The sequence below is a fragment of the Bacillus sp. FSL H8-0534 genome (assembly GCF_038005885.1).
Classification (GTDB): domain Bacteria; phylum Bacillota; class Bacilli; order Bacillales; family Bacillaceae_G; genus Bacillus_A; species Bacillus_A pseudomycoides.
Genome location: NZ_JBBOUC010000001.1, coordinates 5021178 through 5035531 on the forward strand (window position 1 = coordinate 5021178; position 14354 = coordinate 5035531).

The 14354-nt window shown below is 35.9% G+C and carries 15 protein-coding genes; 12 read left to right on the plus strand and 3 right to left on the minus strand.

Annotation, left to right across the window (positions count from 1 at the left end; all coding sequences use genetic code 11):
- Positions 1-187: 187 nt before the first annotated feature.
- From MHH71_RS25755 to MHH71_RS25770, 4 genes are all read left to right on the plus strand, one after another.
- A complete protein-coding gene (locus tag MHH71_RS25755) occupies positions 188-1240 on the plus strand; it encodes a pyruvate kinase (RefSeq protein ID WP_006095597.1) in 1053 nt (350 codons plus the stop codon).
- Between the two features lie 222 nt (positions 1241-1462).
- On the plus strand, positions 1463-1774 hold the full coding sequence (locus tag MHH71_RS25760; protein ID WP_003199239.1) for a PadR family transcriptional regulator: 312 nt from the start codon (positions 1463-1465) through the stop codon (positions 1772-1774).
- A 4-nt stretch (positions 1775-1778) separates the two neighbouring features.
- Positions 1779-2321 (plus strand): DUF1700 domain-containing protein, encoded by a 543-nt coding sequence (locus MHH71_RS25765; protein ID WP_003208004.1) that lies wholly within the window; start codon positions 1779-1781, stop codon positions 2319-2321.
- A 5-nt stretch (positions 2322-2326) separates the two neighbouring features.
- Positions 2327-3127 carry a DUF4097 family beta strand repeat-containing protein gene (locus tag MHH71_RS25770; protein WP_006095599.1) on the plus strand — a complete coding sequence of 267 codons (801 nt, stop codon included), beginning with the start codon at positions 2327-2329 and terminating at the stop codon, positions 3125-3127.
- Between the two features lie 29 nt (positions 3128-3156).
- Here MHH71_RS25770 and lexA read toward each other — a convergent pair whose 3' ends face one another.
- On the minus strand, positions 3157-3777 hold the full coding sequence (gene lexA / locus MHH71_RS25775) for a transcriptional repressor LexA (RefSeq protein WP_003199232.1): 621 nt from the start codon (positions 3775-3777) through the stop codon (positions 3157-3159).
- Positions 3778-3919: 142 nt separating this feature from the next.
- Here lexA and MHH71_RS25780 point away from each other — a divergent pair, with 142 nt between their 5' ends.
- Both MHH71_RS25780 and MHH71_RS25785 read left to right on the plus strand, forming a co-directional pair.
- Entirely contained in the window at positions 3920-4576 is a 657-nt protein-coding gene (locus MHH71_RS25780; protein WP_003199230.1) for a YneB family resolvase-like protein, read from the plus strand.
- A 45-nt stretch (positions 4577-4621) separates the two neighbouring features.
- Complete coding sequence (locus MHH71_RS25785; protein ID WP_003199228.1) at positions 4622-4861, plus strand: DUF896 domain-containing protein; 240 nt, start codon at positions 4622-4624, stop codon at positions 4859-4861.
- 42 nt (positions 4862-4903) lie between these two features.
- Here MHH71_RS25785 and MHH71_RS25790 read toward each other — a convergent pair whose 3' ends face one another.
- Complete coding sequence (locus MHH71_RS25790) at positions 4904-6487, minus strand: bifunctional metallophosphatase/5'-nucleotidase (RefSeq protein WP_006095600.1); 1584 nt, start codon at positions 6485-6487, stop codon at positions 4904-4906.
- A gap of 158 nt (positions 6488-6645) precedes the next feature.
- Between MHH71_RS25790 and MHH71_RS25795 the strand changes: the two genes are divergently transcribed.
- Positions 6646-7128 carry a hypothetical protein gene (locus tag MHH71_RS25795; protein ID WP_006095601.1) on the plus strand — a complete coding sequence of 161 codons (483 nt, stop codon included), beginning with the start codon at positions 6646-6648 and terminating at the stop codon, positions 7126-7128.
- Between the two features lie 36 nt (positions 7129-7164).
- On the opposite strand, the gene MHH71_RS25800 is transcribed toward MHH71_RS25795, so the two are convergent.
- Positions 7165-7464: a hypothetical protein gene (locus tag MHH71_RS25800; RefSeq protein WP_018781452.1), complete on the minus strand. Its 300-nt coding sequence runs from the start codon at positions 7462-7464 to the stop codon at positions 7165-7167.
- A 348-nt stretch (positions 7465-7812) separates the two neighbouring features.
- Here MHH71_RS25800 and tkt point away from each other — a divergent pair, with 348 nt between their 5' ends.
- The 5 genes from tkt to MHH71_RS25825 all read left to right on the plus strand — a co-directional run bounded on the left by tkt (position 7813) and on the right by MHH71_RS25825 (position 14350).
- The gene (gene tkt, locus MHH71_RS25805; protein WP_078211735.1) at positions 7813-9813 is read left to right on the plus strand and encodes a transketolase; all 2001 of its coding nucleotides are present in this window, start codon (positions 7813-7815) and stop codon (positions 9811-9813) included.
- A gap of 156 nt (positions 9814-9969) precedes the next feature.
- Positions 9970-10410 carry a sporulation inhibitor of replication protein SirA gene (gene sirA / locus MHH71_RS25810; protein ID WP_003199216.1) on the plus strand — a complete coding sequence of 147 codons (441 nt, stop codon included), beginning with the start codon at positions 9970-9972 and terminating at the stop codon, positions 10408-10410.
- Positions 10411-10488: 78 nt separating this feature from the next.
- Positions 10489-10710, plus strand: coding sequence for a YneF family protein (locus MHH71_RS25815; RefSeq protein WP_003199214.1), 222 nt, complete (start codon positions 10489-10491; stop codon positions 10708-10710).
- Between the two features lie 125 nt (positions 10711-10835).
- Positions 10836-12587, plus strand: coding sequence for an ABC transporter transmembrane domain-containing protein (locus MHH71_RS25820; protein WP_003207989.1), 1752 nt, complete (start codon positions 10836-10838; stop codon positions 12585-12587).
- Positions 12587-14350: an ABC transporter ATP-binding protein gene (locus MHH71_RS25825; protein ID WP_006095603.1), complete on the plus strand. Its 1764-nt coding sequence runs from the start codon at positions 12587-12589 to the stop codon at positions 14348-14350. The genes MHH71_RS25820 and MHH71_RS25825 overlap by 1 nt, the downstream gene beginning before the upstream one ends.
- Positions 14351-14354 lie beyond the last annotated feature (4 nt).

Genomic DNA, 14354 nt, shown 5'->3' on the forward strand with positions numbered 1-14354 from the left:
AAAAATCCATTTGATGGTTCGCTTTTTTATCATGCAACAACTCAGGTCATTTTCATCATGAAAAGGTCGGTAATTCTTGTACTAAGGAATTATCGGCCTTTTCTACTCTTACATTACAAACCATGTATGAGAAATATTATTTTTTCTTTCTATATGGGAATTATAGATAAAAAAGGATGGTGAAAATATGACAATTGATCGAATTTGTACAATTGGACCGGCGAGTAATAATAAGGATACTTTGTCGCAGTTAATAAGAAATGGTATGAATATTATCCGCCTTAATTTATCGCATGGTTCCCATGGAAGCCATAAGGAAATAATTCAATTGGTAAAATCTTTAGATGATTCCATCAAAATTTTAGGGGATTTACAAGGACCCAAGATAAGATTGGGAGTTATTGAAGAAAATGGAGTTACTCTTCAAGCAGGAGATACTTTTACTTTATACATTCATTCTATTTCTGGAAACAAAGAAGAAGCAAGTGTTGATTATCCAGGGATTATTAATGACGTGAAAGTTGGAAATAGAATTCTTATTAATGATGGACAAGTTGAGTTAACGGTTGAAAAGATAAGCGAGGATAAAATAGAAACAAAAGTAAAGGTAGGTGGCGATATAGCTTCTCATAAGGGGGTGAATTTACCAGGTACAATCGTTAGCTTACCAGCTATTACAGAGAAGGATAAAAAAGATATTCAGTTTCTTTTAAGTGAGAATGTTGACTTTATTGCATGCTCATTTGTTAGAAAACCTTCTCATATACAGGAAATCCGGAACTTTATCCGCCTAAAAAATGAAACTTCACCAAATCTAATTGCTAAGGTGGAAACGATGGAGGCCATCGAGAATTTTCAGGAGATATGTAAAGAAGTGGAGGGTATTATGATTGCCAGGGGCGATTTAGGCGTAGAATTACCGTACCAATTTATTCCGCTTTTACAAAAAATGATGATTCATGAGTGTAATCGCACAAATACGTATGTGATTACGGCAACGCAAATGCTTCAATCCATGGTGGATTATTCTATTCCTACAAGAGCTGAGGTGACTGATGTATTTCAAGCTGTATTGGATGGAACGAATGCTGTTATGCTTTCTGCTGAAAGTGCATCAGGTGATCATCCGATTGAAAGTATTAAAACATTGCGTCTAGTTTCTGAGTTTGCTGAGCGTGTAAAAAAAGATGCCCCCTTTGTTATGAAAGATGTGCTGGAATTATTACATAAATCCATTTAGTGTATAGAATTGTATGATATTATTTATCACGATTTCTCCATGTTTAGGTAAGGGGAATCGTGATTCTTTAATTTGTTTGGTATAAAGAAAAGAGAGGTGGAAAACGGTATTTTATTAAATAGACAACAAACGGTACCTTGCAATAAACAATAGTTGATGGTATATTATGGATAACGTAAGTACCTTGCATTGAGTGGTACTGATTGGAAAGGAGGATTATCTTTGAACGTCCAGTTTAAAAAAGGTGTGCTAGAACTTTGTGTACTGGCACTTGTCAAACGAAAAGATTGCTACGGTTATGAGCTCGTTCAGCAAATCTCCAATAAATTTTTAATATCGGAAGGGTCTGTATATCCGTTATTACGTCGATTAACAAAAGAGGGCTATTTTCAAACATATTTAAAAGAATCAACAGAAGGGCCACCGCGTAAATATTATCAATTAACAAATCAAGGTGAAGAACAACTCCATTTACTTGTAACGGATTGGCGTGACTTTGCTAGAGGGGTACAAGAAATTATTGAAGAGGTGTAATGAGATGAACAAAGAACAGTTTCTTCGAGATCTATCAGGACATCTTAGAAAGTTATCAGAAGAAGAAAGACAGGATATTTTATACGATTATGAGGAGCATTTTCAGTTTGGATTAGAGGAAGGGAAGACAGAGGTAGAAATTATAAAAGGACTCGGTTCGCCAAAAGCAATTGCGAAAGAGATGTTAGCGTTATATCGTTTTGATGAGATGAAAAAGGATCCATCTGCTTCAAATATAACAAGAGCTGTAATGGCGGCAATTGGTCTTAGTTTATTAAATTTTATTCTTGTATTAGGTCCTTTAGTCGCAATTATAAGTTTTATATTTGCACTTTGGGTTGGTGGAGTTGCTAGCGTTGTGGCACCACTATTTGTAGTAATTAAAATCCTAACTGGTACTTTTTTGTGGCTTGAGGTATTCGTTTCTATTACGTTTGTTGGTGTTGGATTATTGTTATGTATAGGTGCTTACTACTGTACAAAATGGTTTAAAAAATTTTGTGTGCGCTATGTCAATTGGAATCTCAAAATGATTAGAGGGGAATAGCTGAGATGAAAAAGATAGTATTAATAGCTGTCGCTTGTATCATTATTGGTGTTATTGGTATATCGCAAACATATTCAAAAACAGTAGATGCGGCGGAAAAGGGAGAAACTGAAAGAGTTATAAAAAATGAAGTAATTAAAAATCTAGAAATTGATTTGGATGCTGAGGATGTTACAGTTCAAAAAGGGAATGATTCTTCTTTTTATATAAAACAATCAGGAAATACTACGAAGCAAAAAATAAGTATTGATGAAAAAGGAGATATATTAAAAGTTCAAGGTAAGATAAAAAAAGGAATTTCATTAGATTTTTCATTTTTATCATTTGGGTTTAAATCGTCGGGGGTAACAATTGTTGTTCCAGAACGTGCTTATCAAGACATAAAAGTAAGTTCTTCTGCTGGTGAGATAACAGTAAATGATGTGAAGAGTGAACGCATAGAAGCTGCAACGCTTGGTGGAGATGTAGAAATAGAGCGGGTGACAGCGAAGAAAGTAGAAGGATCTTCAAAAGCGGGCGGAATTAAAATGAAAAAAGTAAGTGGAAAAGTTGTTGCGAAAACAACAAGTGGAGATGTGGACGTTATTGATCATGACTCTAAATATGATGTGGAAGCAAGCTCGACTGCAGGAGATGTTGATATTCGTCTACTTGAAAAGCCTCAAGATGCGACTGTAAGTGGGAAAACATTTGCTGGTGAAGTTAAGGTTTTCAAGGAGGAAGAAAGAAATGTAGTAGTAGGGAATGGGAGCGTAAAAATTAGCGGACAAACATCTGCAGGAGACGTGACAATTGAAGCGAATTAAAAAATAGACCAGTTTAACTGGTCTATTTTTTAATGTAAATCGCGATATACCCCGATTACTTTTCCAATAACAGAGACTTTATCTAAAATGATTGGCTCTAAAGAAGAGTTTTCGGGTTGTAAGCGGAAATGATCTTTTTCTTTGTAAAAACGTTTTACAGTTGCTTCATTATCTTCTGTTAAAGCAACAACGATTTCTCCATTGTATGCAGAATGTTGTTGGCGAACAACAACTAAGTCTCCATCCAGAATACCAGCTTCGATCATACTATCTCCAGAGATTCGTAGCATAAACACCTGGTCTGCTCCAGCAACAACGCTTGCAGGAAGTGGGAAGTGTTCTTCTACACTTTCAACTGCTGTAATTGGTAAACCAGCTGTAACTTTTCCGACAATTGGGACTTGAACAACTGATTGTGTGTCTGTTTCGATTCTTACTTCTCCTAAAATTTCAATAGCTCTTGGTTTTGTTGGATCACGTCGAATATAACCTTTTTCTTCTAGACGTGATAAATGTCCGTGCACCGTAGAACTAGAAGCAAGGCCAACCGCTTGACCGATTTCGCGTACGGAAGGTGGATAACCTTTTTCTTGTACTTTTAGTTTAATGAAGTCGAGAATGTCTTGCTGGCGTTTTGTTAACTTTTCCATGTTTTTTTACACCTCGTTTTCTTTCAATTTTCTTACTTATAAGTATAACATGCAAAAAAACATTCTACAAACATAAGTTCGAACAAAAGGACGATTTGTGATACACTAAAGGAAAAATTGAAATGAGGAAGAAGGTTTTAAAATGAATGCAATCATTTATGCCCGTGTAAGCACAACGAAAGAAGCGCAGGAAACTTCATTATCACGCCAAAAAGATGAATTATTGCATTTAGCTGAGCGGTATCAAATGAATGTTATAAAGGTGATTGAGGAGAAGGCAAGCGGCTATACGATTGAACGAGACGGTATATTAGAAGTGTTAGATATGATTCGAGATGAACAGGTCGATGTGCTTCTCATTCAAGATGAAACGCGGCTTGGAAGAGGGAATGCAAAAATTGCTTTAATGCACTGTTTACATAAAGAAGGAATAAAAGTATATACACATACGCATAATGGTGAATTACAGCTTTCTGATTCGGATTCTATGGTACTAGATATTATTGGTATAGTTGAAGAGTATCAGAGAAAGATTCATAATTTGAAGATTAAACGTGGAATGCAGAGAGCGGTAGAAAGAGGGTTTCGTCCAGAAAAAAACTTAAAAAACCGACATTTAAGCACAGGACGTGAAAAGAAAGAAGTGCCGATTGAAGAAATTGTACGTCTGCGTCGCAATGAATTAACATTTGAGGAAATTGCAGCAACGCTTCGAGGTTTTGGACACGATGTATCTAAAGCAACAGTACATCGCAGATACGTGGAATACACGAAGCAATTGCTTGATAAACAAGACTAACTATTGTATGATAATAATCAGTTTTAAGTAGAAAGGGGATTCGAGATGCTAAGTCACGAACTCATTGAACGCATTAACTTCTTAGCGAAAAAAGCGAAAGCTGAAGGATTAACTGAAGAAGAACAACGTGAGCGCCAATCGCTCCGTGAACAATATTTAAAAGGATTTCGTCAAAATATGTTAAACGAATTAAAAGGCATTAAAGTCGTTAACGAAGAAGGTAAAGATATTACACCGACGAAATTAAAAGCATTGAAAAAACAAGATAATACAAAGTTAAATTAAGAGGTGGGCGCAGCCCATCTTTTTTGATTTTAATAGAATGGTTTATTTGGTAACTTTCCAATTACGATTGGTAGTCGCTTCAATTGTCCCCCGCTCTAATATGTAATTTGCGATAAGTTCAGACATATCAATTGGTATGTCTTTTATGATGGGTTTATTTTGGTACATAAAATAATTTCCGCCACCACTTGCACGATAATTATTCATAACTACGTCATATTCTTGATCAAAGTGAATGGGAGATCCGTCATATTGTAAGGAAACTATTCGTTCACCAACTGGTTTTGAAATGTTTAATATGTATGAAACTCCTTCCCACATATCGTAATTGTAATGCTGTGGTTTTGGCGTATTGTAAGCGGGGTTTACAATAATATCTTCTTCGTTATTTAATGTGAAATATTCAGCGGATAATTCAAGAGCATCTTTAATATCTTTTCCTGTAATACGTATGACCTTTAATGTGTTTGGATAAATATAATTTGATACAATATCTCTCATTGTAATTTGATTTGGAAAGCCAGAAGATTCATTATGAAATAGGCTTGTACAAGAAATATGGACTCCAGCTACCTCCATTTGTACTTTGTTTATAAATTCAATAAAAGGATTGTCTTGTAAACGTGTTTGCATCGCAGTGTGAATTTGCATGTCACCGATAATGGTGCCGATTGGTTGATCTAGCCATTGTTGCGTTTGATTTTCGTAGTCAGATACAAGTGAAAGTGCTTTTTCGTCTGTTTGAACGTCTTTGACAGATAACAGTTCCGATTGACACTTTTTAATTATCCTTCGATCTTTATTTTGTTCTAACTCTACTCGAACTTTTCCTAATGAATGGCCATTAGATCCGAGTTGTACAACGGTTACACCATTTACTTTCGTATTTGCAATAGAGCGATGTTGGTGACCTGTTAGTAATATATCAATACCATCTATTTCTTGGCACATCGCATATCCTTGATTCTCACCGGTTGAAATTTCTGTTGGTTCTCCAGATTGTAAATCCCTTTCAAAGCCACCATGATATGCTACGACTAATAAGTCAGGCTGCTCTTGGTTATGAATGAGAGAAACCCATTTTTTGGTTGTTTCTAGTGCATCTTCAAATAGTAAATCTTTAATATGAGGTGGCTGCTCCCAATTTGGGATGTAATGTGTTGTAACTCCCAAGATAGCGACTTTTATATTAGGATGTATGTGTTTAATAATATAGGGTGTCCCAAAGTAAGGATCTTTTGTATGTTTATTTAAAATATTTGCAGATAGATAAGGCATATTCGCGTTTAATATAGCTTTGTTTAATACATCCATTCCATAGTTGAATTCGTGATTTCCGATAACGGCCGCATCATATCCAATGTAATTCGCGATAAGTGACATTGGGTTCTTTTTATGCTGTATATATTTAGCGTAGTAATAGGTGAATGGAGTTCCTTGTATAAAATCGCCGTTATCGATCACAATTACATGTTCATGTTGGTTACGCTCTTGGGTGATACGTGTTGCAAGTTTGGCTAATCCTATTTCTGCTGGCTCGTTATTTCGATAATGAATTGGATAAATCGTACCGTGTATATCGCTTGTTAGTAGAATGTTTATATGAACGATGTTGTTCTTATTCAAGCTTATCAACCTTCTTTTTTTGTTATCTTATGATAAATCATAACAAATAATCTAGGTTTATTTTTTGTCAAATGTTTAGAAAATATAAAAATATATAATGAAGAAAATGAAAATGTTTTTGGAGTATCGTATGATGACAGGAGAAGGAGGAGAATACTATGGCTTTGCAACATGAATTTGTATTTGTTTCAAATGAAAAAGGAGAGCTAAGTTCTGAAGATTTTTCTTGGCATGACAGGGAGTTTTTTTATAAAGATGGAACGGTTGTTGAAGAATGCGTGATATTCAGTGATGAAATTGTTTTGTATGTGTCAGATTTTTTACAGTGGATTCCAACATATAATCCTTTTAAGAAAGAGAAAGGGTTTGGTATCCATTATTATGGTATTACAAAAATCGAGAAAGAGGGAGCAGAAATAGCGATCAACCTATTTCGCTCATTAGTCAATCTCTTTTCATTGGGACCTGAAAAAATAGAACTCACAGGCTCATTTCAATGGACGGTAGAGTGTGATACGGATGGAGAGTATGAACACCTTAGTTTTAATCGAGATATTCTTTGTACAGAGTTAGAGTCTTTAATTAGACTACTCTATAAAGTGGAAGCGGGAGAAGGACACCTTTTGCATTTTGGGATTTAATTTTTTATCGAGCGTAGTGCTCAAACATAACAAATGTTAATTTTTTCTAAATAAAGCTGAAATAAAAGAAATAGCAATTGCTATGAATAAAGAAATACTGGCGATAAGTAACAAGAGGATTGCAATGAGACTATATAAATAACCTAATCCTTCACTAGTTATCATTATACCTCGATCAAAATATAGTATGCTGAACGTGCCAATGGAGAGAATAAGCATGACAACACCTGGGAGGTATTTATAAGGTGACTTTAATTTTACTGAAAGGTAAATAGAACTAATTGTAATAAGGGAAAAAACAATTAAAAAGGTGTAGGAAACCACTTGTTCACTCATCATTTCTCCTCCCGCAGTTTTTATTTGATATATACGACGAAAATTAATATATATTCATTTCTATTATATATGTTGTGAATAAATGGTAAATAGAGGAGTGGAGAATATTTGCTAAAGATTTTTATGAGCCACGTATGAAAATACAGATAATTCCCTTTATTATCAATAAATGAATAATGAAAAAGTATAGCAGATTGAAACCCTATACATTGTGAAATTTAGTATGTTTTTTGAACAAATTCGAAAAAACATCAACATATTTGTCGATACATGTTGTATAATCTTGCGTGGGAAGCTATCATATAAATGTGTAAAACGTTTACTAATATAAGCGAAGGGAAGAATAGCATGTCACATTCAATCGAACAACTTTCTATCAACACGATTCGCACATTATCCATTGATGCGATTGAAAAAGCAAACTCTGGTCACCCAGGAATGCCAATGGGTGCAGCACCAATGGCTTATACATTATGGACGCAATTTATGAAACATAATCCAAATAACCCAACGTGGTTTAACCGCGATCGTTTCGTATTATCTGCAGGCCATGGTTCAATGTTATTATACAGCCTACTTCATCTATCTGGTTACGACGTAACAATGGATGATTTAAAGAATTTCCGTCAATGGGGAAGCAAAACTCCAGGACATCCTGAGTATGGTCACACAGCAGGCGTAGATGCAACAACTGGTCCGCTTGGACAAGGTATTTCGACAGCTGTTGGTATGGCAATGGCTGAGAGACATTTAGCAGCGAAGTATAACCGTGATGCATACAATGTAGTTGACCATTATACATACGCAATTTGCGGTGATGGCGATTTAATGGAAGGCGTTTCTGCTGAAGCATCTTCATTAGCTGCTCACTTAGGATTAGGTCGACTTGTTGTATTATACGATTCTAATGATATTTCATTAGATGGTGATTTAAATCGTTCATTCTCTGAAAGTGTAGAAGATCGTTATAAAGCATATGGTTGGCAAGTAATCCGTGTTGAGGATGGAAACGATGTTGCAGCAATTGCGAAAGCAATTGAGGAAGCGAAAGCTGACGAAAAACGCCCAACGCTAATCGAAGTAAGAACAACAATCGGTTTCGGTTCTCCAAACAAATCAGGAAAATCAGCTTCACACGGTTCTCCACTAGGTGTAGACGAAACAAAATTAACAAAAGAAGCGTATGCTTGGACAGCTGAACAAGACTTCCATGTATCAGAAGAAGTATATGATAACTTCCGTAAAACGGTACAAGATGTTGGCGAAACAGCTCAAGCTGAGTGGAACACAATGCTTGGTGAATACGCACAAACATATCCAGAATTAGCAAATGAATTACAAACAGCGATGAAGGGTCTTCTTCCAGAAGGTTGGGATCAAAACTTACCAACTTATGAATTAGGATCAAAAACAGCAACTCGTTCTTCTTCAGGTACTGTAATTAACGCGATTGCAGAAGCGGTACCATCATTCTTTGGTGGATCTGCAGACCTTGCTGGTTCTAACAAAACATACATGAATAACGAAAAAGACTTTACAAGAGCTGACTACAGCGGTAAAAATATTTGGTACGGTGTACGTGAGTTCGCGATGGGTGCAGCAATGAACGGTATCGCACTTCATGGCGGCTTAAAAACTTACGGTGGTACGTTCTTCGTATTCTCTGATTACTTACGTCCAGCAATCCGTCTTGCAGCATTAATGCAATTGCCTGTAACATATGTGTTTACACATGACAGTATCGCTGTTGGTGAAGATGGTCCAACACATGAACCGGTCGAGCAGTTAGCGGCGCTTCGTGCAATGCCAAATGTATCTGTTATTCGTCCTGCTGACGGTAACGAGTCTGTTGCAGCTTGGAAGTTAGCTTTAGGGTCTACAAACACACCAACTGCATTAATTTTAACTCGTCAAGATCTTCCAACATTAGAAGGTGCAAAAGACGATATCTATGAAAAAGTTGCAAAAGGAGCGTATGTAATTTCTGCAAGCAAGAAAGAAATTGCTGATGTAATCTTACTTGCAACTGGTTCTGAAGTAAGCTTAGCGATTGAAGCGCAAAAAGCATTAGCAGAAGATGGTGTTGATGCAGCTGTTGTCAGCATGCCATCTATGGATCGCTTTGAAGCGCAATCTGCTGAATATAAAGAATCTGTATTACCAAAAGCAGTAACAAAACGTTTCGCAATTGAAATGGGTGCGACTTTCGGATGGCACCGTTACGTTGGTCTTGAAGGAGATGTACTAGGTATCGATACATTCGGTGCTTCTGCTCCTGGTGAAAAGATCATGGAAGAGTATGGATTCACTGTAGAAAATGTTGTTCGTAAAGTAAAAGAAATGCTTTAATGGTTTGTGAAAAATCTCTCCGGCATGGAGAGATTTTTCTATGTAAATGAGTTTATTCGACAGAAAAAGTTTTTTCTTTCTCCGTAGTCAGACAATCATTGCATATTTTCTTCTATATAATGAAGAGAAAAGGTTGTCCAGAGCGGGAGGGAAAGTATGAAAACGTATGAATTGTATTTAATTCAAGAAGATGTTGCGAAGGCATACTTTGGTCGGGAGTATTTGTTTTTCGATTTATTTGCTCGATTTTCAGAATCTGATTCCCTTTCGGAAAAGAAAGTGTTATATAAGCAGATGATGTATATTACGACACCATTACAAGTAATGAGAATTCACCATAAATTAGAACAGGTTTTACGTAGTTTTGGGAAGTATAATAGAACACATCATACGCACATGCTTTATACTGGGGCAGAATACGGCGAAATAACGGTGAAATCACAATATATTCAAATGAGTACATCCGGAAATGTGTCGATGGAAACGACTTTCTTTGAGGTTCTCAGGAAATGCGAATTGACATTTTTAGCAATGGATTATGAAAATAAAAAGTATGGTTGGTTAAATCCTCTGAAACAAGCACGAACATATGTGTAAAAAATGTCGAATACAATCTTGTCTTATTGAAAAGGTTTTAGTACACTGTAAGGTAGACAACATGAAGGAGGAAAATATATGTCAATTTGGGTAGTTGTTCTAGTGGGCGTATTAGCACTAGTAGCAGGCGTGGCGTTAGGATTTTTCATCGCCCGCAAATATATGATGAATTACTTACAAAAAAATCCACCAATCAATGAACAAATGTTAAAAATGATGATGATGCAAATGGGACAAAAACCATCCCAAAAGAAAATCAATCAAATGATGAGCGCAATGAACAAACAACAAATGAAATAAGCGCTAAAGGGGGCACTCGATAAGAGTGTCCTTTTCTTTTGGAAAACTTTAGTGTTTAAAACTTTTAAAAATTCTGTATTTTTGATAAACTGAAAACATCGCTCATTTCAAGGGAGGGGGATATAATGAAGGTATTTTTTAATTTAGCGTGGTTTTTTAAACAAGAAAAACGGGCGTACATAACGGGAATTATTTTGTTATTTGGTGTAGCACTTCTTGAGCTTGTTGCACCAAAAGTAATTGGAGTTGTTGTAGACCAAATTAATAACCAAACGCTAACATCTGAAAAGTTGTTACAATGGGTTGTTCTTTTAGTAGTTGTCGGGATTACAATGTATATATTACGTTACATATGGCGTATTATGATTTTTGGGTCTTCTTTAAAGCTCGCGCGCCAATTACGAAAGAAATTATATGAACATTTTACAAACATGAGTCCATCTTTTTATCAATCACATCGTACAGGGGACTTAATGGCCCATGCAACGAATGATATTCAAGCAATCCAACAGACAGCTGGAGCGGGCGTTTTGACGCTTGTTGATTCGTTAGCCGTAGGTGGATGCGTGCTAGTGGCTATGGGGTTTACGATTAGTTGGAAGTTAACATTGTTAAGTTTAATCCCAATGCCGATTGTAGCGATTTCAACTAATTATTATGGTACTTTATTACACAGACGTTTTCATAAAGCACAGCAAGCGTTTTCTGAGATCAATGATAAAGTACAAGAAAGTATGAGTGGAATGAAGGTGATTCGCTCAATTGGTCAAGAAAAGGAAGATTTGCAAGCATTCCGAAAAAAGTCAGAAGATGTTGTGCATAAAAATATGTTAGTTGCGCGTATCGATTCATTATTTGATCCAACAATTTCTCTTATTGTCGGTTTTTCATTCTTAATCGCTGTGTGCTATGGATCACTATTAGTTGTTCGCGGAGAACTGACAGTTGGTGAGTTAATTACATTTACAACATATTTAGGGACGCTTGTTTGGCCGATGCTCGCATTTGGTTGGCTGTTTAATATTATGGAACGTGGTCGTGCTTCATATGACCGTGTGGAAAAAATATTATCTCAAACTTCAGATGTTGTGAACAAAGATGGAGCGGTACATAAAGAGGCAAGCGGTGATATAACGTTTGCAATTGATACATTTTCCTATAAGAAAAATGAAACTCTCCATTTAGAAGATATTCATTTCACACTGAAAAAGGGTGAAACATTAGGTATTGTTGGCCGCACTGGTGCAGGGAAAACGACATTGTTAAAATGTTTAATCAGGGAATATGATCATTTTAATGGATCGCTGCAAGTTGGTGGGAAAGATATTCGTGATATGACGCTGCATGGCGTTCGATCTGCTATTTCGTATGTTCCTCAAGACCATTTCCTATTTTCAGCAAGTATAGGGGAAAATATTGCATTTGGAAAGGCTGATGCTACATATAAAGAAATTGCATGTGCTGCTGATATTGCTTGTATTCATGATGATATTGTTCAATTTCCAGAAGGATACGATACGGTAGTAGGGGAACGAGGAGTGTCTTTATCAGGTGGGCAAAAACAAAGGATTTCTATTGCACGTGCTTTACTAACGAATGCTGAAATTTTAATTTTAGATGATTGTTTATCAGCAGTTGATGCAAAGACAGAAGAAACAATTTTAACAGCGCTGAAACGAGAAAGAGAGCAAAAAACAACGATTATTACAGCACATCGGTTAAGTGCCATTCAACATGCAAATCTTATTCTTGTTGTTGATGAAGGAAAAATTGTAGAGCGTGGTACACATGAACAACTAATGAGGCAAGAAGGTTGGTATAAAGAGATGTATGAAAGCCAGCAGTTAGAAGCGTTAGTTGAGAAGGGAGGCATATAATGGCTGAGAAAAAAAGAAGCGATTTATGGCGATTACTTTCTTATATGAAACCATATAAAGGCTTATTGTCACTAGCATTTCTATTTCTAGTTGGTGCAACTGTTACAGAAATGATGGGTCCGTTTTTAATTAAACAGTTTCTTGATGAACATTTAGTTCCCCGTAACTTTGAACAATCAGCACTTGTAACCTTATTTGTTGTATATATGATTGCTCATTTATTAAAGGTTTTATTTACGTATTTAAATTTATTATATTTCCAAAATATAGCTTTCAAAATTGTGCAAGATATGCGAGTGGAAGTGTATGAACATGTACAACGGTTGTCATTAAGCTTTTTTGACCGTACACCAATTGGTACTCTCGTATCTCGTATAACAAATGATACAGAAGCAATTAAAGATTTCTATGTGAGTGTGTTATCAACATTTGTAAAAAATGTAGTGTTTTTAATTGGAATTTTAGTGGCTATGTTTTTACTTAATGTGAAACTTACATTGTTTTCTCTTTTATTAATACCAATTATGTTGACGATTATGACCATGTATCGAAGGAAAAGCTCTGTTTTTTATTTAGAACTTCGCAATCAATTAAGTATTTTAAATGCAAGGCTTAATGAATCGATTCAAGGGATGAACATTGTGCAAGTGTTTCGTCAAGAAAAACGGATGCGAAAAGAATTTGAAGAAGTGAATAATAAGCATTACAGTGCTGGGCGCCGTACGTTAAAATTAGATGCATTGTTTTTACGACCGGCAACAGATCTTGTTCATATTGTGGCGATTGCATTGGTGCTCGCATTATTTGGAATTGACGCTTTGAATAGTCCAGTTGAAGTTGGGGTATTATATGCTTTTGTTAACTATATTCATCGTTTTTTCCAACCTGTAAATGAAATGATGATGAAATTATCTTTCTTCCAACAAGCACTTGTTTCTTCATCACGTGTTTTTCATTTGATGGATGAAAAAGATTTAGCGCCTGTTCAACAAGGGAATGGAGAGCCGAAAGTACATGAAGGAGAAATTGAATTTAAAGATGTTACATTTTCATACGACGGAAAACGTGATGTTTTAAAAAATGTATCTTTTCATGTAAAACCTGGGCAAACAGTTGCTTTTGTTGGGCATACCGGAAGTGGGAAAAGTACAATTATGAACTTGTTGATGCGGTTTTATGATATTAAAGCGGGTCATATTTTAATAGACGGTGTAAACTTAGAAAAGTTTGAAGAGAAGGAAATTCGAAAGAGAATTGGGCTCGTATTGCAAGATGCCTTCTTGTTTGCCGGAAATGTGAAACAAAACATTCGCATGTATAATGAAAGTATTACGGATGAAGAAATAAAAGAAGCAGCACGTTTTGTTCAAGCAAATACGTTTATTGAAAAGTTACCAGAACAGTATGATACAGAAGTAGTAGAAAGGGGAGCGGCATTCTCAAGTGGACAAAGGCAACTCATCGCGTTTGCTAGAACGATTGCGACAAATCCGAAAGTATTGGTATTAGATGAAGCAACGGCCAATATTGATACAGAAACGGAAGAGGCCATTCAAACAGCGTTGCAGCGTATGCGAAAAGGTAGAACAACAATTGCGATTGCACATCGCTTATCTACTATTCAAGATTCTGACCAAATCTTTGTTATGCATGATGGAGAAATTATAGAAAGAGGAACACATCAAGAGTTACTGAGTAAGCAAGGGTTATATTACAATATGTATTTACTTCAGAATAAAGGAAGCCTTCAGAAAGCCTTGTAGTATT

Bases quoted from the DNA above. Each gene is read 5' to 3' on its own strand.
- MHH71_RS25755 (WP_006095597.1), top strand. From the start codon at position 188: ATGACAATTGATCGAATTTGTACAATTGGACCGGCGAGTAATAATAAG.
- MHH71_RS25765 (WP_003208004.1), top strand. From the start codon at position 1,779: ATGAACAAAGAACAGTTTCTTCGAGATCTATCAGGACATCTTAGAAAG.
- MHH71_RS25770 (WP_006095599.1), top strand. From the start codon at position 2,327: ATGAAAAAGATAGTATTAATAGCTGTCGCTTGTATCATTATTGGTGTT.
- lexA (WP_003199232.1), bottom strand. From the start codon at position 3,777: ATGGAAAAGTTAACAAAACGCCAGCAAGACATTCTCGACTTCATTAAA.
- MHH71_RS25780 (WP_003199230.1), top strand. From the start codon at position 3,920: ATGAATGCAATCATTTATGCCCGTGTAAGCACAACGAAAGAAGCGCAG.
- MHH71_RS25785 (WP_003199228.1), top strand. From the start codon at position 4,622: ATGCTAAGTCACGAACTCATTGAACGCATTAACTTCTTAGCGAAAAAA.
- MHH71_RS25795 (WP_006095601.1), top strand. From the start codon at position 6,646: ATGGCTTTGCAACATGAATTTGTATTTGTTTCAAATGAAAAAGGAGAG.
- MHH71_RS25800 (WP_018781452.1), bottom strand. From the start codon at position 7,464: ATGAGTGAACAAGTGGTTTCCTACACCTTTTTAATTGTTTTTTCCCTT.
- tkt (WP_078211735.1), top strand. From the start codon at position 7,813: ATGTCACATTCAATCGAACAACTTTCTATCAACACGATTCGCACATTA.
- sirA (WP_003199216.1), top strand. From the start codon at position 9,970: ATGAAAACGTATGAATTGTATTTAATTCAAGAAGATGTTGCGAAGGCA.
- MHH71_RS25815 (WP_003199214.1), top strand. From the start codon at position 10,489: ATGTCAATTTGGGTAGTTGTTCTAGTGGGCGTATTAGCACTAGTAGCA.
- MHH71_RS25820 (WP_003207989.1), top strand. From the start codon at position 10,836: ATGAAGGTATTTTTTAATTTAGCGTGGTTTTTTAAACAAGAAAAACGG.
- MHH71_RS25825 (WP_006095603.1), top strand. From the start codon at position 12,587: ATGGCTGAGAAAAAAAGAAGCGATTTATGGCGATTACTTTCTTATATG.